Here is a 20288-nt window from a genome sequence, read left to right as displayed (position 1 = left end):
GATCCGGTATTTTGCTGCAGCTTCATCGTGTGTTCATCGGCTTCGGCTTTGCTGTGAAGCAAGCGTCGTCGTTCACTCTTCCCTCGAAAGCTGTTCAGCATGCGCGAATTTCGTCGTTCACGTTCGGTACTGCCGCGTCGTTCCGCGGGGCTCGGTGACTCACATCCCGGACACTCGCGTGCCGCACGCACCGTCGTCAAGGCTGCCCCGCCCGAGGCGGTGGCGCCCGTCGAATCGACCGTCGTCAACAGCGGCGTGTACCGCGACGGCGAGCGGATAGCGTCACCGTCCACGCTGGCGGAAGCACTGTCATGCCTTCCGGATTCGCAGTCGATGGCGTGGATCGGCATGTACCGGCCCGACGACGCCCAGTTGTATGCCGCTGCACAACATTTCGACCTCCACGAACTGGCGGTCGAGGATGCGATCGTCGCGCACCAGCGCCCCAAGCTCGAGCGCTACGGCAAGACACTGTTCGTGGTGCTGCGTGCTGCGCGGTACCGCGACGAGACCGAGCGGGTCGAATTCGGCGAGTTGCACATCTTCTGTGGTCCGAACTTCATTCTGACCGTCCGTCACAGTGAATCGCCGGATCTGTCGGCGGTGCGGACTCGCATGGAGAACGATCCTGACCTGTTGCGGTTGGGTACCGAGGCCGTTCTCTATGCCATTCTCGACGCAGTCGTCGACGGGTACGCCCCGGTGGTGGCCGGACTGCAGAACGACATCGACGAGATCGAAACCGAAGTATTCAGTGGCGATCCCGGAGTTTCGCGTCGCATCTACGAACTGACCCGTGAGGTGATCGAATTCCAGCGGGCGACGCGTCCGCTGCTGGGAATGCTGCGTGGGTTGTCGGCAGGGTTCGACAAGTACCACACGGACGAGGAACTCCAGCGATACCTGCGCGACGTCACCGACCATGCGACGACTGTGGTGGAGCGGGCCGACGGCTTTCGTCAGTTGCTCGGAAACATCCTCACGGTGAACGCAACTCTGGTGTCGCAGAACCAGAACGAGGAGATGCGCAATCTGACGCAGGCAAGCTACGCGCAGAACGAGGAGATCAAGAAGGTCTCGGCGTGGGCGGCAATTCTCTTCGCGCCGACGCTCATCGGAACCGTGTACGGGATGAACTTCGACGACATGCCGGAACTGCACTGGCACTTGGGCTATCCGTTTGCGCTCTCGATGATGTTCCTGACCTGTGGAAGTCTCTACACGATCTTCAAGCGTCGGGGCTGGCTGTAGAAAGCGCCGGCTGTAGAAAGCGCTGTGCGCCTTGCCAGCCGAGATCGGTTGTCAAGGCGCACAGGTGTTTTTCGGGAGGGCGCTCGAATCAGAGCGTTGCGACGCAGACCGTGAACTTACGTTCCGGGTGCTCGAATCCCGAGTCTGCCCCCGAACCGCATTCGTCGATCGACGTTGAGTTCTGTAGAATTTCGACGACCTCGACGACGTTGGTGCCGCTGGTATCCGAGCATTCGATGCGGGCGGGCTCGTCCATTCCGCTGCCGAGATCCATGCATCCGCCGACTACCCAGTCGACGTCGAGACAGACAGCGCCCTGCTCGTCACCCGCGAGGGTCTCGTAGTAGTACGAGTCGACGTCGGAGGCACACAGATCAGAGGTGGGAACCTTGGCGACCACCTTGTAGTTGGAATCCTTGCTACCGCAGTCCGCGTTGTCGATTTCCGCGGCCGTCGTGGTGCCGCCGAGTTTGACGCAATCACCGATCGACACGTCGATGTCGACGTCGCCGCCGTCGTCCGAACCCTCCTGGCCGGTGATCTTCGAGGTGGTCGGGGCTGCGGAGGTAGTGGTCGAATCGGCAACCGAGGAAGATGATTCCGCAATGGCTTTCGGCTCGATGTCGGAACCGCAACCGACGGTGAAGGCGGCGATTGCAGAAGTTGCGATCACCGCAGTGCAAAGTCGCCGGACGATTCCGGACATAAGGACCCCTTTGTTGATTCTTGGATAGTTCTGTTGGTTCGTGGATTGTTCGGGACCTATTCCAATACATCGGTAGTCGAATTGCCAACCGGACTGTCAGTATGGGTAGGTGGAGCTACCCCTGATGCCGCCGCTCGCCCCGATGCTCGCGAAGGCTGCGGCCACTGTGCCGTCTCAGCCCGAGTCCGGTGACCCGACGTGGTCGTACGAGCCGAAATGGGACGGATTTCGAGCAATCATCTTTCGTGACGGTGACGAAGTGGTGCTCGGATCGCGAGGAGGAAAGGACCTGGCGCGGTACTTTCCCGAAGCGGTGGAAGCCGTCAAGTCTGAATTGCCCGAAAAATGTGTGGTGGACGGAGAACTGGTGGTTCCCCGTGAGATCGACGGTGTGACGCGCCTGAGTTGGGAAGCGCTCTCCGAGCGGATTCACCCCGCCGCGAGCCGCGTCGCATTGTTGTCGGAACAGACGCCCGCGCAATTTGTCGGGTTCGATTTACTGGCGCTCGGGGATCGCGACGTCTCGATCGAGGACTTCGGGGTTCGACGTGCGTTGCTCCTCGATTGCGTCGGTGGCGGGCCGAGTTGCCACGTCACGGCAGCGACGGCCGACAGCGCCGAAGCAATGGCCTGGTTCGAAACCTTCGAAGGCGCGGGTCTCGACGGGGTTGTCGCCAAGAAGCTGGCGGGACCGTACCTGCCGAACAAGCGCGAGATGATCAAGGTGAAACACGCCAGGACCGCGGATGTCGTACTGCTGGGCTACCGTCCCCACAAGAGTCAGCCAGGTATCGGGTCGATGCTTCTTGGTCTGTACGACGGTTCCGAATTGAAGATGGTCGGTGGCGCTTCTGCTTTCACCGCGGCGCGGCGGATCGAGTTGTTGGCCGAACTCGAACCTTTGCGCCTCGGGGACGACGTTGTAGCCGAGGGAGAGGCCAGCCGGTGGAGATCGGCCGCAGACCGCTCCTGGATTCCGCTTCGTCCTGAGCGGGTGCTCGAAGTGGCGTACGACCAGATGGAAGGGGAACGCTTTCGGCACGCTGCACGATTCCTGCGCTGGCGTCCGGACAGGGTGCCCGACGAATGCACATTCGATCAGTTGGAGGTTCCGGTGCGATACGACTTCGCGGATGTTCTTGCAGGCGGTAAGTGATGGCGAGCCCGGCAGAGGAACTGGACGTCGACGGGATCGCGGTCCGATTGTCGAGCCCGGACAAGATCTACTATCCGCAGTTGGGTGAGGACGGCGGAACCAAACGGCATCTTGTCGAGTACTACCGAACGGTGGCGCTGCAGGGTGCAGCGTTGCGGGCGCTCCAAGATCGGCCCACGCATCTTCAGCGATTCCCCGACGGCATCGAGGGCGAAGAGGTTTACCAGAAGCGGCTGCCGGCAAAACGGCCCGAGCACGTCGAATCCTGCGAGGTCACGTTCCCGTCGGGTCGCAAGGCCGACGTCCTTCGAGTGCGAAGTGCTGCGAACATCGTGTGGGCCGCCAATCTCGGGACTGTCACGTTTCATCCCTGGGCCGTGCGGTGCCCGGACACCGACCACCCGGACGAACTGCGCATCGATCTCGATCCGCAACCGGGGACCGGGTTCGACGAGGCCGTTGCCATCGCGGACGAGGTCCTTCGCCCTCTGCTCGCTGAGTTGGGATTGGAAGGATTTCCCAAGACGTCCGGTGGCCGAGGCCTTCACGTCTATATCCCGCTCGAGGCGCGCTGGGATTTTGTCGAGGTCCGTCACGCGGGTATCGCCCTTGCTCGTGAAGTCGAGCGTCGTAGTGCCGATCGCGCCACAACCGCGTGGTGGAAGGAAGAGCGGGGTGAACGGATCTTCATCGACTTCAATCAGAATGCCCGTGACCGGACGATCGCGGCGGCGTATTCCGCTCGTAAGACGCCGATCGCAACTGTGTCGACGCCGGTGACCTGGGACGAACTGCGCGACGTGCATCCAGACGACTGCACCATCGCCACGGTTCCCGGCTTGCTCGCCGATCGTGGTGATCCGATGGGAGCCATGCACGACAAGGCCTTTGCCCTCGATGTTCTGTTGGAGATGTGGGAGAAGGATCTGGCGGCAGGACTGGGCGATCTGCCGTACCCGCCGAACTATCCCAAAATGCCCGGTGAACCCAAACGTGTTCAACCGAGCAAGGACCGCGATCGGAAGAACAAAGACGGGTAGCGTCAGAGGCGGACATATCGGGTAATTCGATCAGACGTCGAATGTACGGTCACGTCGAATGCACTGTGGGGGTTGGATATGGATCGCCGGAAAATGCGAGCAGCAAGCTTAGCGGCGGGCGGTGTGATTCTTGCCGCCTTCGGATTGTCACTCGGTAGCGGAACAGCGTCAGCCGCGACGTTGGATTGTTCGGCGCGCGGGCAAGATCAGACGATCGTCGACGGGTCATCCGCATGCCGAGCGGTGGCAGATCCCTCCAGTTACGCGATTTCACACGTCGAGGGCGACGGCGTCGGCGTCGCGGATTCTCGAGACGGCGGCAGGTCGGCAGGCCTCGGCCTCTTCGGCGGCGTTGCTGCGGCGGAGTCGCGCGGTGGGTTACTTGCCGCGGTCGCGTACGGCCCGGGTTCGCTCGCACTCGGTCGCACCGACTCCTCACCCTTTGCCGTGGTGCTCAGCGGACCTGGCGGCAGAGCGGCAGTGGGTGACGCGGACGTCGGGGCGATCTGCTCAGGTGGTCCCACCCTTGTTTTCAATATCGCCACAGGTCAGGGATGTTTCAGCGACGGCACTTCGACGTGGGTCACCCCGTGAGGGCACCCCGGCCCTGAGCCTCTTGCGTGACAGTGGTCACAATGGTGTCAAGCTCCTGCCACCGATCGGGTGACCGGGCAACTTGATCAGCGGGGATCGGAGGACGCGATGACTCCCAGTGCACGACGGGGTTCACTCGCCCGGGTGGAGGTGCCTTCGCGCACCGAGCTGTACGTGGACCGGCGATTCCTTCCCTTGGCCGACCGCTTCTTCGCGATGTATCGCCAACCGCAACAAGGCGGCGGCGCGCTGGTCGTGTACCTGGGCGGCGAGAAAGTGCTCGACATCTGGGCCGGCAATGCCGATCGTGATCGGCGCTGGGACCACGACACGGTGTCGCTGTCGTTCTCGACCGGCAAAGGCGTCGCCAGCACCGTCGTTCACCGACTCGCCGAACGTGGGTTGATCGACTACGACGCCCCGGTTGCTCGGTACTGGCCTGAATTCGCGGCGGCCGGCAAGGACAAGATCACCGTCCGCGAACTGATGTCACATCGCGCGGGCCTTCACCGAGTTCGCGGCTTGATGCCGCATCCTCTCGACCTGATGGACTACGACGCGGTCGTTGCCGCCCTGGCTGCCGAGAAACCGGATCCGCGTCGGCTTCGAGGCCCCGGCTATCACGCTGTGACCTACGGCTGGTTGGTAGCGGAACTTGTGGCCAGGGTGTCCGGTCAGCCGTTCATCGACGTCGTACAAGCGGAGATAGCGAAGCCCCTCGGAGTCGACGAATTCTGGTACCGCGTACCCGAAACCGAACGTCCACGGATCGCGAAGCTGTTCCCACATATCAACCCTGCCGGCTTGAACTGGGCCTTCGCGTCGACCGTGCTCTCACACGTCGGTCCGACTCGCGGACTCGCGGAGGCCGCGATGCCGGACGGTTTCGACGTCATGGTGCGCAACCCGGCTGTCCACGACGCCGTCATGCCGGGCTGGAACGGAGTGTTCAGCGCGCGTGCTCTCGCGAAGATGTACGGCGCCATCGCGAACGGCGGCGTGATCGACGGGAAGCGGTTCCTGAAGGAATCGACCATCGACCAGATGTCGACCATCCAGACTCGCGATCGGGATTACGTGCTGGCGGTGCGGCCCAACTGGACTCTCGGTTACCACCCGCCGATCATTGCCGCGCGGCGGCAGCCGCGGAATGCGATAGGCCACTACGGAGTCGGCGGTTCAGGCGCGTATGCGGACCTGTCCAGCGGACTCTCGCTCGGTTTCACCACCAACAGGTTGGGTAGTGCTGTGACAGCTCTCGGTGATCTTCGCCTTGCGAGGCTCGGCGCCGAGGCGCAGGAGTTGGTTCGTCGAATCTGACACGAAGGGAATGCCATGAGCAGCAACGTGTACCGGGTGACCGAGATCGTCGGCTCGTCCACCGAGAGCAGTGACGCGGCAATTCGCACCGCCATCGCCCGGGCGAACGAGACGGTGCGCAACCTCGAATGGTTCGAGGTGGTGGAAACTCGCGGTCACATCGAGAACGGCGCCGTGGCGCATTTCCAGGTCACGTTGAAGGTCGGCTTCCGGCTCGACGGCGACGAATCTTGAGTCGTCGTTCATGAGTGTTGATCTCAGGGCGGCCGTCGGGTTCATGGCGGGACATGCCAGAACTCTCGATCGGCATCGACTGAATTTGATTCTCGGACAGGGTGACCGGACCGCGGCATTGGCGGCTGTGGACAGTTATCGCAACCCGGACGGTGGGTACGGCTGGGGACTCGAACCGGATCTTCGCTCGGCATCGAGCCAACCTGGCGGCGCGCTGCACGCCTTCGAAGCCTTTGCCGACATCGGAACGCCGACGCCCAGAGCGGTCGAACTGTGCGACTGGTTGCAGACCAATTCGCTGGCAGACGGCGGTTTGCCGTTCGCCTTCCCGATCGCCGACCCGGCCGGTTGTGCGCCCTTCTGGGTGGATGCGGATCCGTTGGCGCCGTCGTTGCAGATCACCAGCATCGTGTGTGCTGCAGCGGCTCGCGTTGCCGAATTCGACGAGGCCGTCGCCGAACATCCGTGGTTCGCCTCTGCCGTTCGATATTGCCTCGACGCGATCGACGGGGCGGATTCTCTCCATGCCCTCGAGCTGGCCTTTGCCTTGCAGTTTCTCGACGCGGTTCACCGGAACAGTCCCGAAGCGTCGTCGTTGGTGAGCACTCTTGGTTCGCGTATCCCGGCTGACGGCTTGGTTCACGTGGACGGGGGAGCCGAGGGCGAATTCATGCGGCCCCTCGATTTCTCACCGCTTCCCGGCGGCCCGACCCGCGCGTTGTTCGACGCATCAGTGATCGAGTCCGAACTGTCTGCGCTCGCTGCGCGACAACATGGCGACGGCGGTTGGGCGGTGGATTTCGACAGCTATTCACCCGCCGCGGCGTTGGAATGGCGAGGTCACGCCACCGTGCAGGCGGTGTGGCTGCTGAAGCGCAATGGGGTGATCTGAAAACGATTCTCGCGCCAAATTGGAACACGTTATAGTCTGGGAACCAGTTCGAGCTTCGTGTTTCAGGGATAGGGGAATGTCATGGCGTATGTGATCACGCAGCCGTGCTGCAACGACGCCTCGTGTGTTGACGTGTGTCCGGTCAATTGCATTCACCCGACACCGGACGAAGCCCCGTTCGCGACCACCGAAATGCTCTACATCGATCCCGACACCTGCATCGATTGTGGTGCGTGTGTGGACGAATGCCCGGTCGAGGCGATCTTCCCGGACAACGAACTCGACGAGGACGACGCGCCGTACCTGCAGATGAACGCGTCGTACTTCGAGAAGCATCCGATGGGCCCGGATTGGCCCGAGCCGATCACGATGGCCAAGATCGATCCCGAACTGGGAACGCTGAAAGTGGCGATCGTCGGCTCCGGCCCGGCCGCCTGCTACGCGGCGATGGAACTGACCGGCAAGCCTCGCGTCGAGGTCGACATGTTCGATCGACTTCCCACTCCCTACGGTTTGGTGCGCGCCGGCGTGGCGCCAGACCATCCCGGAACCAAGGGGGTCACCGATCAGTTCCGCGCCGTCGTCGCGAAGAAGACTGTGCGCTGCCACTTCAACGTCGAGGTGGGCACCCACATCTCGCATTCGGAACTCTTGGACCATCACCACGCAGTGATCTACGCGGTGGGCGCTGCCGGGGATCGCAAGCTCGAGATCCCGGGCGAGGATCTGCCGGGAAGTCACGCCGCCACCGAGTTCGTCGCCTGGTACAACGGCCACCCGGGATATGCCGATCGGACTTTCGATCTGTCTGGCGAGCGAGCGGTGATCGTCGGAAACGGCAACGTCGCACTCGACGTCGCACGCATCCTGGTGACCGACCCTGACCAGCTTGCGAAGACGGACCTCGCCGAGCACGCATTGGAAGCGCTGCGGAACAGCAAGATTCGTGAGGTGGTCATTCTCGGGCGTCGTGGGCCGGCGCAGGCCGCGTACACCAATCCCGAACTGTTGGCGCTCGGACAGATGGCGAACGTGGACGTAGTCGTCGACCCGATCGAAGCCGAACTCGACGAGGCCAGTCAGGCGTTCGTGGACAGCGATGCCGCCGAGCCGTCCGTCCTGCTCAAGGTCAAGCAGGCGCAGGAATTTGCTTCGCGTACCGCAGATCCTTCTCGCAAGCGGATCGTTCTCCGGTTCCTCACCTCTCCCGTCGAGATCCTCGGCGACGGTGCAGTCTCACAGGTGCGGATCGTGAAAAACGAATTGGTGGCAACGCCGACCGGTCAGCTCTCCGCCCGGCCTACCGAGACCGAGGAGACGATCGACACTTCACTGGTGCTTCGGTCGGTCGGATACCGCGGCACACCGATGGCCGACTTGCCCTTCGACGACGCTCGCGGCGTGATCCCCAACGAGAACGGCAGAGTAATCGACACCGAGACCGGCACGCCGATCCCGGGTGTCTACGTCGCGGGTTGGATCAAGCGCGGACCGACTGGCGTGATCGGCACCAACAAGTACTGCTCCGCCGAGACCGTGTCGATGATCTTCGACGACTTCGCTGGTGGGCGCCTCGCCACCCCGACCGAGGATGCCGACAAGTTGCAGGTTTTGTTGGCAGACCGGTCGCCGGATCAGGTGGACTATCAAGGTTGGCAGCGGATCGACAAGGCAGAACGCGCATCCGGTGCCGCAACCGGACGACCGCGAACCAAACTCATCTCCATCGAATCCATGTTGGCGGCTGCCCGCAGCGACGGATAGCAACGTTTGGGCGAACATCCGAATTGCTCGATTGCCGCTTTTGTGTGTTAATGACTATGGAAATGTGCGGTTTGCTCTCTTCGGCGTGCTCGGGTGTGTAGGTGTGCGCCCGGCGGGCGCGTCCGAATGGTGCATCGGCATCGGTACCAGGCGGGTATCGATGCCGGCCGCGCACGATCCACGTGAGTACGTGGTCAGTCGAGCGAAGGTAGTGACATGGGCAGCAAAAAGGGTCGTCGGACGTCACGGGTTGCCGTGGCAATCGTCGGAGCAGTGGCTGTCGGCCTGGCTCTCGCCGGACCTTCCGCGGCCGTTCCTCTCTTCCCCGGTGGACCCGACATTCCGTTGCCCGTGATCCCCGGCGTTCCGTACCTCGACCCGGCGATTCCGGTTCCGGGCATCCCGGGTACGCCGATCCAGGCGCCCATCGGCGTCCCCAACTTCTCCGCGCCGTCGCTCAATCCGTCCGCGGGTGAGACAGTCGGCATCGCGCAGCCGATCATCATTCGTTTCAACGAGGCAGTCGGCGACCGTGCGACGGCCGAGCGCGCGATTCGCGTGACCACCGATCCGCCGGTCGATGGCAGCTTCTACTGGATCAACGACAGCCAGGTCCGTTGGAAGCCGGCACAGTTCTGGCCGGCGAACATCTCCGTGACCGTCGACGCCGGTGATTCGCACTCCACGTTCAACATCGGTGACGCACTCGTCACCGTCGCGGACGACAACACCAAGCAGGTCACCGTCACCCGCAACGGTGAGGTCGTGCGCACCATGCCGACGTCGTTCGGCAAGCCGGGGCACGAAACACCGAACGGCACGTACATCGTCGGCGAGCAGCTGCGCGACATGTACATGGATTCGTCCACGTACGGCGTTCCGATCGATTCTCCCGAGGGTTACCGCACCTACGTCGAGTACGCGACACGAATTTCCTACAGTGGCATCTTCGTCCATGCAGCTCCGTGGTCGGTTGCGCAACAAGGTTTCACCAACGTCAGCCACGGCTGCCTCAATGTCAGCACCGAGGATGCCAAGTGGTTCTTCGAGAACGCAGGCAAGGGTGACCCGGTGATCGTGCAGAACACCGCAGGTGGAGTCCTCAGCGGCGCCGACGGATTGGGCGACTGGAACCGCTAGACATCGACGAGGAAGGCCCTGCGCGAGAAGTATTCGCGCAGGGCCTTTTTCGTGTCGCGTTCAGCTCGAGTGTCTTGTACGTTCACCATTCATTCGTTGCGGGCGGTCAGACTGCCTCAGTGAGATCGAGTCCGGAAAGAACGCTGCCCACTTCAGGCAAGCCAGGTCTGTGGGGCAGACCATGGCGTGATTACGCGCTGTTCGCGCTCTTGGTAGGTCCCAATCTCGCGTTGCTGATCTTGTTCACCTATCGCCCGCTGGTGGACAACATCCGACTTTCGTTCTTCGACTGGAACATTGCGGACCCGAAGGCGACGTTCATCGGGCTGAGCAATTACCGCGAGTGGTTCGGACGAAGCGACACCTGGCAGATCGTCACCAACACAGTGGTATTCACATTGGTCACAGTGGTGGGTTCGATGGTCATCGGTTTGGCGTTGGCCATGCTGCTCGATCGCAAGCTCGTCGGGCGAAACCTGGTCCGGTCGGCCATCTTCGCTCCGTTCGTCATCTCCGGTGCAGCGATCGGTGTCGCGTTTCAGTTCGTCTTCGACCCCAACTTCGGTCTGATCCAGGATCTCCTGCACCGCGTCGGACTCCAATCGCCCGACTTCTATCAGGACCCCCACTGGGCGCTGTTCATGGTGACGGTGACATACATGTGGAAGAACCTCGGCTACACGTTTGTCATCTATCTCGCTGCGCTGCAAGGAGTTCGGCAAGAGTTGAACGAAGCCGCCGAAATCGACGGTGCCAAGCCGTGGACCAAGTTTCGCCGGGTTCTCCTACCTCAGTTGCGCCCGACGACGTTCTTCCTCTCCATCACCGTCATGCTCAACTCGCTCCAGGTCTTCGACATCATCAACGTCATGACCCGTGGTGGCCCGCTGGGTACGGGGACGACGACGATGGTCTACCAGGTGTACAACGAGACGTTCCGAAACTTCCGGGCGGGCTACGGTGCGACGGTTGCCACCATCATGTTCCTGATCCTGCTGATCATCACCGTCTACCAGGTTCGTGCCATGGATCGGGGAGAAGAGAAATGACAGCGGTAGAGGAAAAGAAAAGCGCTGCTCCGACTTCCGTCGTTAGGCCGGGGCCGGACCGCAAGAACGTGGACCGGCGTGAGGTCGGTGTGAAGATCCTCGGCTATGCGGCAATGGTGATCGCGTTGGTCATCATCGTCCTGCCGCTCTACTGGATCGTGATGACCTCGTTCAAGGAGCGCCCGGAGATCTACACGCAGCCGGCAACGTGGTGGCCGTCGTCGCTGCATCCCGAAAACTATTCGGAAGCAACCACATCGGTCCCGTTCTGGATGTTCTTGCGGAACTCGATAGTGATCACGACGATTCTGTCGGCGGCGAAGTTCGTTCTGGGGACTCTCAGCGCCTATGGGCTTGTTTTCCTGCGCTTCCCGGGGAAGAACTTCGTCTTTCTCGGAATCATCGCCGCATTGATGGTTCCGAACCAGATCACCGTGATCTCGAATTACGCGCTCGTGGCAGAGTGGGGCTGGCGTAACACGTTCCAGGGCATCATAGTTCCGCTCGCGGGTGTAGCCTTCGGTACGTTCCTCATGCGCAACCACTTCCTCTCGATCCCTTCGGAGATCGTCGAGGCGGCGCGGATGGACGGAGCCGGCCACTGGCGGTTGCTCTGGCGCGTGGTGCTCCCCGTTTCCGGACCCACGATGGTGGCGTTCGGCATCATCACGGTGGTCAACGAATGGAACGAGTACCTGTGGCCGTTCCTCATGTCCGACGATTCCTCGGTAGCGCCGCTGCCGATCGGATTGACCCAACTGCAGAACAACGACGGACTTACCAACTGGGGTCCGGTCATGGCAGGAACGGTGCTGACGATGCTACCGATCCTGGTGATTTTCCTTCTGCTGCAACGACACATGATCAAGGGCCTCACCTCCGGTGCGGTCAAGGGCTGACAGCTTTCCCGTCACATTTCTTTCTCGAGGAGCAGTAATGGCAAACATGAACAGGCGCGGATTCTTGAGCCTCGGCGGTGCAATCGCCGCCGGTGCCGCACTGACCGCGTGCGCGGGATCCGGCGGGTCGAGCGCTGATGCTGCGGGAACATCCGGTGCGTCGGGTGATTCCAACACCATCACCTTCTGGTCGAACCACCCGGGTAAGTCCACCGACGTGGAGAAGGAACTGATCAACCGCTTCCAGACCAAGTACCCGGACCTGAAGGTCAACTTGGTGGACGGCGGCAAGAACTACGAAGAGGTGGCACAGAAGTTCAACGCTGCCCTCTCCGGTGGAGATGTGCCCGATGTGGTTGTGCTGTCCGATGTCTGGTGGTTCAACTATGCACTGGCCGGGGCAATCGAGCCGCTTGACGGACTCTTCTCCGAGGTGGGGGTCGACTCGGCCGACTACGTCGATTCACTGCTCGCCGACTACCTGTTCCAGGGCAAGCACTATGCGCTTCCCTACGCGCGGTCGACGCCGTTGTTCTACTACAACAAGGCGGTCTGGTCGCAGGCAGGTCTCCCCGACCGTGGGCCGGCGACATGGCAGGAGTTCGACGAGTGGGGACCCGAGCTGCAGAAGGTCGTGGGCAACGGCAAGTTGGCACACGGGTGGGGCAACGCGAAGGATTACCTCGGCTGGACCTACGAAGGCCCAATCTGGACGTTCGGCGGCTCGTACTCCGACCAGTGGAATCTGCAGCTCGACAACGAGAAGACCATTGCCGCAGGGCAGTTCCTCTCCAGCATGATTCACGACAAGAAGTACGCCGCGGTCTCCACTGACATCGCGAACGAATTCGGTACCGGCATTCTGGCGTCGACCATCGCGTCGACGGGCGATCTGTCCGGCATCAAGAAGACTGCCAACTTCGACTTCGGCACCGCTTTCCTCCCGGCAGTGGACGGAACTCCCGGTTGCCCCACCGGCGGTGCCGGGCTTGCCATCCCGTCCAAGATCTCCGATCAGCGTAAGAAGAACGCGCTCAAGTTCATCGACTTCATCACCAATGGTGAGAACACGGCGTACTTCTCGCAGAACGTCGGCTACATGCCGGTCCGCAAGTCGGCAACCTCGGAGCCGAGCATGAAGGCGTTCCTCGACGCGAACCCCAACTCCCGTACCGCTGTGGATCAGCTCTCGCGTACGCGCTCGCAGGACTACGCACGCGTGTTCGTCCCGGGTGGGGATCAGATCATCGGCACCGGACTCGAGCAGATTGCTCTCCAGAAGGCCGACGTCGCATCGACATTCGCCGGCGTTGCCACGCAGTTGCAGCAGATCATCGACCGGCAGATCACCCCCAAGCTGCCGAAGTAGTAGGAGAGAACACTCATGGCCAACGTGCAATTCGCGGGAGTCACGCACCGCTACGAAGGAACCGATCGACCGGCAGTCGACCGTCTCGACCTCGACATCGCCGATGGTGAGTTCCTGGTACTCGTAGGACCTTCCGGTTGCGGTAAGTCCACCAGCCTGCGAATGCTCGCCGGTCTCGAGTCCGCGTCGGACGGTCGGATCGAGATCGGCGGCACGGACGTCACGCACCTCGCTCCGCGAGCACGTGACGTCGCCATGGTGTTTCAGAGTTACGCGCTGTACCCGAACATGACCGTCGAGCAGAACATGGGCTTCGCGCTCCAGAATGCCGGAGTGGGAAAGACGGAGCGCCGGGAGCGGGTACTCGAGGCCGCGCGGATGCTCGAGCTCGAACCGCTGCTCGGGCGTAAACCGGCAAAGCTGTCCGGTGGACAACGTCAGCGAGTTGCCATGGGTAGAGCCATCGTTCGCCATCCCAAGGTGTTCTGCATGGATGAGCCGCTCAGCAATCTGGATGCCAAACTACGCGTCAGCACACGGTCGCAGATCGCCGCCCTACAGCGTCGACTCGGCACCACGACGGTCTACGTCACCCACGATCAGGTCGAGGCGATGACGATGGGGGACCGAGTGGCGGTGATGCTGGACGGTCGCTTGCAGCAGGTGGCGAAGCCGCGCGAACTCTACGACAACCCCGTCAACACCTTTGTGGCCGCCTTCATCGGATCGCCCGGCATGAACCTGATCGAAGCGCCGGTCGAGGGAACCGTCGCAGTGCTCGGTGATCTGCGGATTCCGCTGCCCACCGGGGCGTCCGAGCGGGAGCGGGTCGTCGTGGGAGTGCGCCCGGAATCGTGGGATCTGGTGGGAGCGTGGCGAAAGGGCTCGCTGGCCGTGGATGCCGATCTGCTCGAAGAGTTGGGAGCCGAATCGTTCGTCTATGCAAAGGGTGCCCCGGATTCGCAGTGGCAGAGCCGATCCGGTCGAATCGTCATTCGCGTCGACCGGAAGATGTCGGTGGCACCGGGGGAGTCGCTTCATCTGCTGCCCAAGGCCGGGGAGGTGTACTTCTTTTCCGCGGAGACCGGAGTACGTCTGTAGCGATACTGTGTGCGGCATGACCGTCGCACGTTCGCTGTTGCTGTTCGTACTCGCCGCGCTGCTCGAAATCGGGGGCGCGTGGTTGGTGTGGCAGGGAATTCGCGAGCACAAGGGATGGATCTGGGTGGGGCTCGGCGTCATCTCGCTCGGCCTCTACGGTCTGGTCGCCACCATGCAACCCGATGCGAACTTCGGGCGCATCCTCGCCGCGTACGGCGGGATCTTCGTCGCAGGTTCACTGCTGTGGGCGGTGGTGATGGACGGATTCCGCCCGGATCGTTTCGACATCGCCGGTGCGCTGATCTGTCTGGTCGGCGTCGGGGTGATCATGTACGCCCGGTAGGCCTTCGGCCCCGTGCGCGCTCAGGGAGTCCAGGGGGTCCCTAAGCGCGCACAGGGGCTTGCCCCTGCTACCAGATCTTCACACGCTTCTCCGGCTCCAAATACAGTGCGTCACCGGGCTTGACGTCGAACTCCTCGTGGAACGTGTCGAGGTTGCGGACGACGCCGTTGCACCGGAACTCCGGCGGCGAGTGCGGGTCGACGGCCAGACGGCGAAGCGCTTCGGCCTCACGGGCCTTCGTGCGCCATACCTGCGCCCACCCGAAGAACACGCGCTGCAAGCCGGTGAGTCCGTCGATGACCGGAGGTTCGGTACCTTCGGTCGCGATCTTGTACGCCGCGATCGCGATCGACAGCCCGCCGAGGTCGCCGATGTTCTCGCCGATCGTGAACTCGCCGTTGACGTGGTGGCCCGGCAGTTCCTTGGGCTCGAACTCGTTGTACTGCTCGATGAGAGCCTTTGTGCGCTTGCCGAATTCGCTGCGGTCCTCGTCGGTCCACCAGTCGACCATGTTGCCGTCGCCGTCGTACTTGGCGCCCTGATCGTCGAATCCGTGACCGATCTCGTGGCCGATGACGGCGCCGATGCCGCCGTAGTTGGCAGCGTCGTCGGCTGCCGCGTCGAAGAACGGCGGCTGGAGAATGGCTGCGGGGAAGACGATTTCGTTCATGCCCGGGTTGTAGTAGGCGTTGACGGTCTGCGGTGTCATGAACCACTCGTCACGGTCGACGGGGCCGCCCAGCTTGGCCAGGTCACGGTCGTACTCGGCGGCGTATCCGCGACGGTAGTTGCCCACCAGGTCGGTTGCCGAGATCTCGAGTCCGGCGTAGTCGCGCCACTTGTCGGGGTAACCGATCTTCGGGGTGAACTTCTCGAGCTTGGCCAATGCAGCCTCACGAGTCTGCGGGCTCATCCACTCGAGGTCGGAGATGTTGCGGCGGTACGCCTCCTGCAGGTTTGCGACCAGTTCCAGCATGCGGGTCTTCGCCTCTGCGGGGAAGTGTCGATCGACGTAGAGCTTGCCGACGGCCTCGCCGAGCAGATCCTGGACCAGGCTTACCCCGCGCTTCCAGCGCTCACGGTTCTCTTCGGTCCCGGACAGTGTGGTGCCGTAGAAAGCGAAAGTCTCGTCGACCAGGGCCGAATGCAGGTAAGGGGAGCGGGCATGAAGCACCTTCCACGCCGCCCATGCCTTCCAGTCGTCCAGTGACTCCGACGCCCAGAGTGCGGTGAAGGTGTGCAGGAATTCGGGCTGGCGGACCACGATCTCGGCGAACTTCTCCGAATCGGCGCCGAGACCGGACAGCCAGGCCGCCCAGTCCAAACCGGGGTTCTGCTCGGTCAGTTCCTCGAAGCCCACCAGGTTGTAACTCAAATCTGCGTCACGACGCTTGACGACGTCCCAATGCCCGGCCGCGATCTTCTTCTCGAGCTCGAACACACGCTGGGCGTCGTAGCCGACGCCGGCGAGGGTGAACATCTTGTCGATGTGCGCGACGTACTTCTCGCGGATCTCCGCGTAGTTGTCCTCGCGGTAGTACGACTCGTCGGGGAGGCTGATTCCCGACTGGCTGAAGTGGATCAGGTACCGCTCGGAGTTCTTGGCATCGGTGTCGACGTAATGCGAGATGGCACCGCCGACGCCGACGCGCTGGTGGCGTCCGATCACGGTGGCCAGCGACGACCGGTCCGGCGCATCGGCGACGGCGTCGAGCTCGTCGTCGATGGGGCCGAGGCCTGCGGCCTCCACGGCGTCGGCGTCCATGAAGCTCGAGTACAGGTCGCCGATGCGCTGTGCATCGGTACCGGCGGCCGAGTTGGACTCCGCGGCTTCGGTGATGATGGTCTGTACGTCTTCTTCGGCCTTGTCGTAGAGCGTCCGGAAGGCCCCGTCGACTGCGCGGTCTGCCGGAATCTCGTATTCGGCGAGCCATTTTCCGTTGACGTGGACGAACAGATCGTCCTGCGCCCGTGTGTCGCCGTCGAGGTGGGTGAGGTCGATGCCTGAGCGATGAGCCGTGGTCATTTCTCCATCCTTACACGATCATGACGAACTGCTCGGTGTGTGCGCGATCGCTCCACGCCGAGTTCATCTCTTGTGCTGGGCAACGTCGGTATGGCATGGCACGATCGAATACGTGACCAGCAGACCTGCCGCAGATCCGCACCTGCAGGACCTCGCGCGACTACGACGTGTGCGAGACCGTATCGACCGGGAGTACGCGCGGCCTCTGGACGTGGAGGCGCTCGCGCGGGGAGTGAACATGTCTGCGGGGCATCTCAGTCGCCAATTCCGTCAGGCATACGGAGAACCGCCGTACGCCTACCTGATGACCAGGCGAATCGAGCGAGCGATGGCGTTACTGCGGCGCGGAGACCTCAGTGTCACGGACGTCTGCTTCGAGGTCGGTTGCAGCTCTCTCGGCACTTTCAGCAGCAAGTTCACCGAATTGGTGGGGGTTCCGCCCAGTGTCTATCGGCGCGAGGCCGAGCAGCCGACGGCAGGAATGCCGTCCTGCGTGTCCAAACAAGTCACCAGACCGATCAGGAATCGAGAAGCGCAGACCGCGCAGCCGCAATTAACGTGATCGCCATGGACATCACCATTCACTCGAGTTTCCTTCCGCAGGACGACCCTGAAGCCGCCCTGAACTTCTATCGCGACACGCTCGGCTTCGAGGTTCGCAACGACGTCGGCTACGACGGGATGCGTTGGATCACGGTGGGGCCGCCCGGCCAGCCCGGCACCTCCATCGTGCTGCATCCGCCGGCCGTCGATCCCGGAATCACCGACGAGGAGCGCCGCACCATCATCGAGATGATGGCCAAGGGCACCTACGGCGGACTTCTCCTGGCCACCAAAGATCTGGACGACACGTTCGAGCGGCTTCAGGCCGGCGATATCGACGTCGTCCAGGAACCGACCGAGCAGCCGTACGGCGTTCGCGATTGCGCCGTCCGGGACCCAGCGGGAAACCTGATCCGTATTCAAGAACTGCGCTGAGCCCGTCAACTGCGCTGAGACCGTCGGCGATCGACTGACAGATGGAGACACGATGACTGCCTTGCACACCGCAGACAGCCACGATTTGATCCGCGTGCAAGGCGCGCGGGTGAACAACCTCGAAGACATCAGTGTCGAGATCCCGAAGCGGAGGCTGACGGTATTCACCGGCGTCTCCGGTTCGGGGAAGAGTTCGCTGGTGTTCAGTACGATCGCCGCGGAATCGCAGCGGATGATCAACGAGACCTACAGCGCTTTCGTTCAAGGATTCATGCCGACGCTCGCGCGGCCGGACGTCGATGTTCTCGACGGCCTGACCACCGCGATCATCGTCGATCAGCAGCGGATGGGAGTCGACCCGCGCTCGACCGTCGGAACCGCCACCGACGCCAACGCGATGCTCCGCATCCTGTTCAGCCGTCTCGGAAAGCCTCACATCGGTTCGCCTCAGGCGTTTTCGTTCAACGTGGCCTCGATCTCCGGAGCAGGCGCGGTCACGATGGAACGCGGCGGACGTCAGACGAAAGAGCGTCGCAGCTTCAAGATCACCGGCGGCATGTGTCCGCGGTGTGAGGGACGAGGGGCGGTCAACGATTTCGATCTGACCGCGTTGTACGACGACACCAAGTCGCTCAACGAGAGTGCGATCACGGTGCCCGGTTACAGCATGGAGGGTTGGTACGGCCGGATCTATCGCGGCTGCGGCTTCTTCGATCCCGACAAGCCGATCAAGAAGTACACCAAGAAGGAACTGAACGATCTGCTCTACAAAGAGCCGACCAAGATCAAGGTCGAAGGCATCAACCTGACGTACACGGGTCTGATTCCGCAGATTCAGAAGTCGTTCCTGGCCAAGGACGTCGACGCGATGCAGCCCCACATCCGGGCTTTCGTCGAGCGGGCGATCACGTTCACCACCTGCCCCGAATGCGACGGGACGCGACTGAGCGAGGGGGCGCGGTCGTCGAAGATCAAGGGCGTCAACATCGCCGACGCCTGCTCGATGCAGATCAGCGATCTCGCGGAATGGGTCAGCGGACTGAAGGAGCCTTCGGTCGCGCCGTTGCTCACGACGCTCGGTGAAACGCTCGACTCGTTCGTGGAGATCGGACTCGGCTACCTCAGTCTCGATCGGCCGTCGGGAACGCTGTCCGGTGGTGAAGCTCAGCGCACCAAGATGATTCGTCACCTGGGTTCCTCGCTCACCGACATCACGTATGTTTTCGACGAGCCCACCACCGGCCTGCATCCGCACGACATCGCGAGGATGAACGACCTACTGCTGCGCCTGCGCGACAAGGGCAACACCGTGCTCGTGGTCGAGCACAAGCCGGAGACGATCGTGATCGCCGACCACATCGTCGACCTCGGTCCGGGTGCGGGTAGCGCCGGCGGAAACGTCTGCTTCGAGGGCACCGTCGAGGGCCTTCGTGCCAGCGACACCGTAACCGGCCGTCACTTCGACGACCGGGCCGCAATCAAAGAGACCGTGCGGGAGTCCACCGGAGCAATCGAGATTCGTGGAGCGAACTCACACAACCTCCAAGATGTAGACGTCGACGTACCGCTCGGCGTCCTGGTCGTGGTGACCGGTGTGGCAGGGTCGGGCAAGAGTTCGCTGATCCACGGCTCACTCGCGAAACGCGAAGACGTGGTGTCGGTCGATCAGAGCGCGATCCGCGGCTCGCGTCGGAGCAACCCGGCGACTTACACGGGGCTGCTCGACCCGATCCGCAAGGCATTTGCCAAGGCCAACGGCGTGAAGCCGGCGCTGTTCAGTGCCAACTCCGAGGGCGCCTGCCCGACGTGCAACGGCAACGGCGTCATCTACAGCGACCTGGCGATGATGGCCGGCGTTGCCACTCTCTGCGAGGAGTGCGAGGGCAAGCGCTTCCAAGCCGAGGTACTCGAATACAAATTCGGTGGCAAGGACATCAACGAGGTTCTCACGATGTCGGTGGCCGAGGCCGAGGAGTTCTTCGGCGACGGTGAGGCCAAGACCCTCGCTGCGCACAAGATCCTCGTCCGACTGGTCGACGTGGGGCTCGGATACCTCACGATCGGCCAGCCGCTGACGACGCTGTCGGGCGGTGAGCGTCAGCGCATCAAGCTGGCAACCCACCTTGGTGAGAAGGGCGGCGTGTACGTCCTCGACGAGCCGACCACCGGACTGCACCTGGCCGACGTCGAGCAGTTGCTCGGCCTGCTCGATCGACTCGTCGATTCCGGTAAGTCAGTCATCGTGATCGAGCACCACCAAGCGGTGATGGCACACGCAGACTGGATCATCGACCTCGGCCCTGGTGCGGGTCACGACGGCGGTCGGATCGTCTTCGAGGGCACTCCCGAGGAGCTCGTCGCCGACGGCTCCACACTCACCGGAAAGCACCTCGCGGCATACGTCGGCAGCTGACCGGGCTCCTACC

General features: G+C 62.6%; 19 protein-coding genes. 17 read left to right on the top strand and 2 right to left on the bottom strand.

Going from position 1 to position 20288, the window contains the following annotated elements; translation table 11 throughout:
* Positions 1–99 precede the first annotated feature (99 nt).
* Positions 100–1251, top strand: coding sequence for a magnesium and cobalt transport protein CorA (locus G9U53_RS16025; protein WP_007731382.1), 1152 nt, complete (start codon positions 100–102; stop codon positions 1249–1251).
* An 88-nt stretch (positions 1252–1339) separates the two neighbouring features.
* On the opposite strand, the gene G9U53_RS16020 is transcribed toward G9U53_RS16025, so the two are convergent.
* A complete protein-coding gene (locus G9U53_RS16020) occupies positions 1340–1957 on the bottom strand; it encodes a hypothetical protein (protein ID WP_007731384.1) in 618 nt (205 codons plus the stop codon).
* A gap of 109 nt (positions 1958–2066) precedes the next feature.
* Between G9U53_RS16020 and G9U53_RS16015 the strand changes: the two genes are divergently transcribed.
* The 13 genes from G9U53_RS16015 (at position 2067) to G9U53_RS15955 (ending at position 14858) form a co-directional block, all read left to right on the top strand.
* Positions 2067–3113 (top strand): ATP-dependent DNA ligase, encoded by a 1047-nt coding sequence (locus tag G9U53_RS16015; RefSeq protein ID WP_165638904.1) that lies wholly within the window; start codon positions 2067–2069, stop codon positions 3111–3113.
* Positions 3113–4153: a non-homologous end-joining DNA ligase gene (gene ligD, locus G9U53_RS16010; protein ID WP_165638903.1), complete on the top strand. Its 1041-nt coding sequence runs from the start codon at positions 3113–3115 to the stop codon at positions 4151–4153. The genes G9U53_RS16015 and ligD overlap by 1 nt, the downstream gene beginning before the upstream one ends.
* A gap of 93 nt (positions 4154–4246) precedes the next feature.
* Positions 4247–4747, top strand: a complete 501-nt coding sequence (locus tag G9U53_RS16005) for a DUF6764 family protein (RefSeq protein ID WP_007731389.1) — start codon at positions 4247–4249, stop codon at positions 4745–4747.
* A 108-nt stretch (positions 4748–4855) separates the two neighbouring features.
* Complete coding sequence (locus tag G9U53_RS16000; RefSeq protein ID WP_003940004.1) at positions 4856–6067, top strand: serine hydrolase domain-containing protein; 1212 nt, start codon at positions 4856–4858, stop codon at positions 6065–6067.
* A 15-nt stretch (positions 6068–6082) separates the two neighbouring features.
* Positions 6083–6301, top strand: coding sequence for a dodecin (locus G9U53_RS15995; RefSeq protein WP_003939815.1), 219 nt, complete (start codon positions 6083–6085; stop codon positions 6299–6301).
* 10 nt (positions 6302–6311) lie between these two features.
* On the top strand, positions 6312–7193 hold the full coding sequence (locus G9U53_RS15990) for a hypothetical protein (protein ID WP_165638902.1): 882 nt from the start codon (positions 6312–6314) through the stop codon (positions 7191–7193).
* 81 nt (positions 7194–7274) lie between these two features.
* The gene (locus G9U53_RS15985) at positions 7275–8957 is read left to right on the top strand and encodes an FAD-dependent oxidoreductase (RefSeq protein WP_165638901.1); all 1683 of its coding nucleotides are present in this window, start codon (positions 7275–7277) and stop codon (positions 8955–8957) included.
* Positions 8958–9173: 216 nt separating this feature from the next.
* Positions 9174–10097: a L,D-transpeptidase gene (locus G9U53_RS15980; RefSeq protein ID WP_165638900.1), complete on the top strand. Its 924-nt coding sequence runs from the start codon at positions 9174–9176 to the stop codon at positions 10095–10097.
* Between the two features lie 74 nt (positions 10098–10171).
* Positions 10172–11146 carry a sugar ABC transporter permease gene (locus G9U53_RS15975; RefSeq protein ID WP_003940557.1) on the top strand — a complete coding sequence of 325 codons (975 nt, stop codon included), beginning with the start codon at positions 10172–10174 and terminating at the stop codon, positions 11144–11146.
* A complete protein-coding gene (locus G9U53_RS15970) occupies positions 11143–12045 on the top strand; it encodes a carbohydrate ABC transporter permease (RefSeq protein ID WP_003939837.1) in 903 nt (300 codons plus the stop codon). Before G9U53_RS15975 ends, G9U53_RS15970 begins: the two co-directional genes overlap by 4 nt.
* 37 nt (positions 12046–12082) lie before the next feature.
* Positions 12083–13414 carry an ABC transporter substrate-binding protein gene (locus G9U53_RS15965; protein WP_003940485.1) on the top strand — a complete coding sequence of 444 codons (1332 nt, stop codon included), beginning with the start codon at positions 12083–12085 and terminating at the stop codon, positions 13412–13414.
* A 15-nt stretch (positions 13415–13429) separates the two neighbouring features.
* Positions 13430–14515, top strand: a complete 1086-nt coding sequence (gene ugpC / locus G9U53_RS15960; RefSeq protein WP_007731405.1) for a sn-glycerol-3-phosphate ABC transporter ATP-binding protein UgpC — start codon at positions 13430–13432, stop codon at positions 14513–14515.
* A gap of 16 nt (positions 14516–14531) precedes the next feature.
* Positions 14532–14858, top strand: coding sequence for a YnfA family protein (locus tag G9U53_RS15955; protein WP_003940244.1), 327 nt, complete (start codon positions 14532–14534; stop codon positions 14856–14858).
* Positions 14859–14925: 67 nt separating this feature from the next.
* Here the strand turns inward: G9U53_RS15955 and G9U53_RS15950 are convergent, their stop codons facing one another.
* Positions 14926–16884, bottom strand: coding sequence for a M13 family metallopeptidase (locus G9U53_RS15950; protein ID WP_007731407.1), 1959 nt, complete (start codon positions 16882–16884; stop codon positions 14926–14928).
* Between the two features lie 112 nt (positions 16885–16996).
* Between G9U53_RS15950 and G9U53_RS15945 the strand changes: the two genes are divergently transcribed.
* From G9U53_RS15945 to G9U53_RS15935, 3 genes are read left to right on the top strand one after another with little or no spacing between them, the layout of a single operon-like run.
* Positions 16997–17446, top strand: coding sequence for a helix-turn-helix transcriptional regulator (locus tag G9U53_RS15945; RefSeq protein WP_165638899.1), 450 nt, complete (start codon positions 16997–16999; stop codon positions 17444–17446).
* Between the two features lie 5 nt (positions 17447–17451).
* Positions 17452–17862, top strand: a complete 411-nt coding sequence (locus tag G9U53_RS15940; RefSeq protein WP_003940539.1) for a VOC family protein — start codon at positions 17452–17454, stop codon at positions 17860–17862.
* A 52-nt stretch (positions 17863–17914) separates the two neighbouring features.
* On the top strand, positions 17915–20275 hold the full coding sequence (locus G9U53_RS15935; protein WP_058037707.1) for an excinuclease ABC subunit UvrA: 2361 nt from the start codon (positions 17915–17917) through the stop codon (positions 20273–20275).
* Positions 20276–20288: the final 13 nt, after the last annotated feature.

This window comes from Rhodococcus sp. D-46, from assembly GCF_011290655.1.
GTDB lineage: Bacteria > Actinomycetota > Actinomycetes > Mycobacteriales > Mycobacteriaceae > Rhodococcus_F > Rhodococcus_F qingshengii.
This window is presented reverse-complemented; position numbering and strand designations above follow the sequence as displayed.

Bases quoted from the DNA above. Each gene is read 5' to 3' on its own strand.
- G9U53_RS16025 (WP_007731382.1), top strand. From the start codon at position 100: ATGCGCGAATTTCGTCGTTCACGTTCGGTACTGCCGCGTCGTTCCGCG.
- ugpC (WP_007731405.1), top strand. From the start codon at position 13,430: ATGGCCAACGTGCAATTCGCGGGAGTCACGCACCGCTACGAAGGAACC.
- G9U53_RS15935 (WP_058037707.1), top strand. From the start codon at position 17,915: ATGACTGCCTTGCACACCGCAGACAGCCACGATTTGATCCGCGTGCAA.
- G9U53_RS15955 (WP_003940244.1), top strand. From the start codon at position 14,532: ATGACCGTCGCACGTTCGCTGTTGCTGTTCGTACTCGCCGCGCTGCTC.
- G9U53_RS16000 (WP_003940004.1), top strand. From the start codon at position 4,856: ATGACTCCCAGTGCACGACGGGGTTCACTCGCCCGGGTGGAGGTGCCT.
- G9U53_RS15950 (WP_007731407.1), bottom strand. From the start codon at position 16,884: ATGACCACGGCTCATCGCTCAGGCATCGACCTCACCCACCTCGACGGC.
- G9U53_RS15965 (WP_003940485.1), top strand. From the start codon at position 12,083: ATGGCAAACATGAACAGGCGCGGATTCTTGAGCCTCGGCGGTGCAATC.
- G9U53_RS16005 (WP_007731389.1), top strand. From the start codon at position 4,247: ATGCGAGCAGCAAGCTTAGCGGCGGGCGGTGTGATTCTTGCCGCCTTC.
- G9U53_RS16020 (WP_007731384.1), bottom strand. From the start codon at position 1,957: ATGTCCGGAATCGTCCGGCGACTTTGCACTGCGGTGATCGCAACTTCT.
- G9U53_RS15990 (WP_165638902.1), top strand. From the start codon at position 6,312: ATGAGTGTTGATCTCAGGGCGGCCGTCGGGTTCATGGCGGGACATGCC.
- ligD (WP_165638903.1), top strand. From the start codon at position 3,113: ATGGCGAGCCCGGCAGAGGAACTGGACGTCGACGGGATCGCGGTCCGA.
- G9U53_RS15995 (WP_003939815.1), top strand. From the start codon at position 6,083: ATGAGCAGCAACGTGTACCGGGTGACCGAGATCGTCGGCTCGTCCACC.
- G9U53_RS15985 (WP_165638901.1), top strand. From the start codon at position 7,275: ATGGCGTATGTGATCACGCAGCCGTGCTGCAACGACGCCTCGTGTGTT.
- G9U53_RS15940 (WP_003940539.1), top strand. From the start codon at position 17,452: ATGGACATCACCATTCACTCGAGTTTCCTTCCGCAGGACGACCCTGAA.
- G9U53_RS15980 (WP_165638900.1), top strand. From the start codon at position 9,174: ATGGGCAGCAAAAAGGGTCGTCGGACGTCACGGGTTGCCGTGGCAATC.
- G9U53_RS15970 (WP_003939837.1), top strand. From the start codon at position 11,143: ATGACAGCGGTAGAGGAAAAGAAAAGCGCTGCTCCGACTTCCGTCGTT.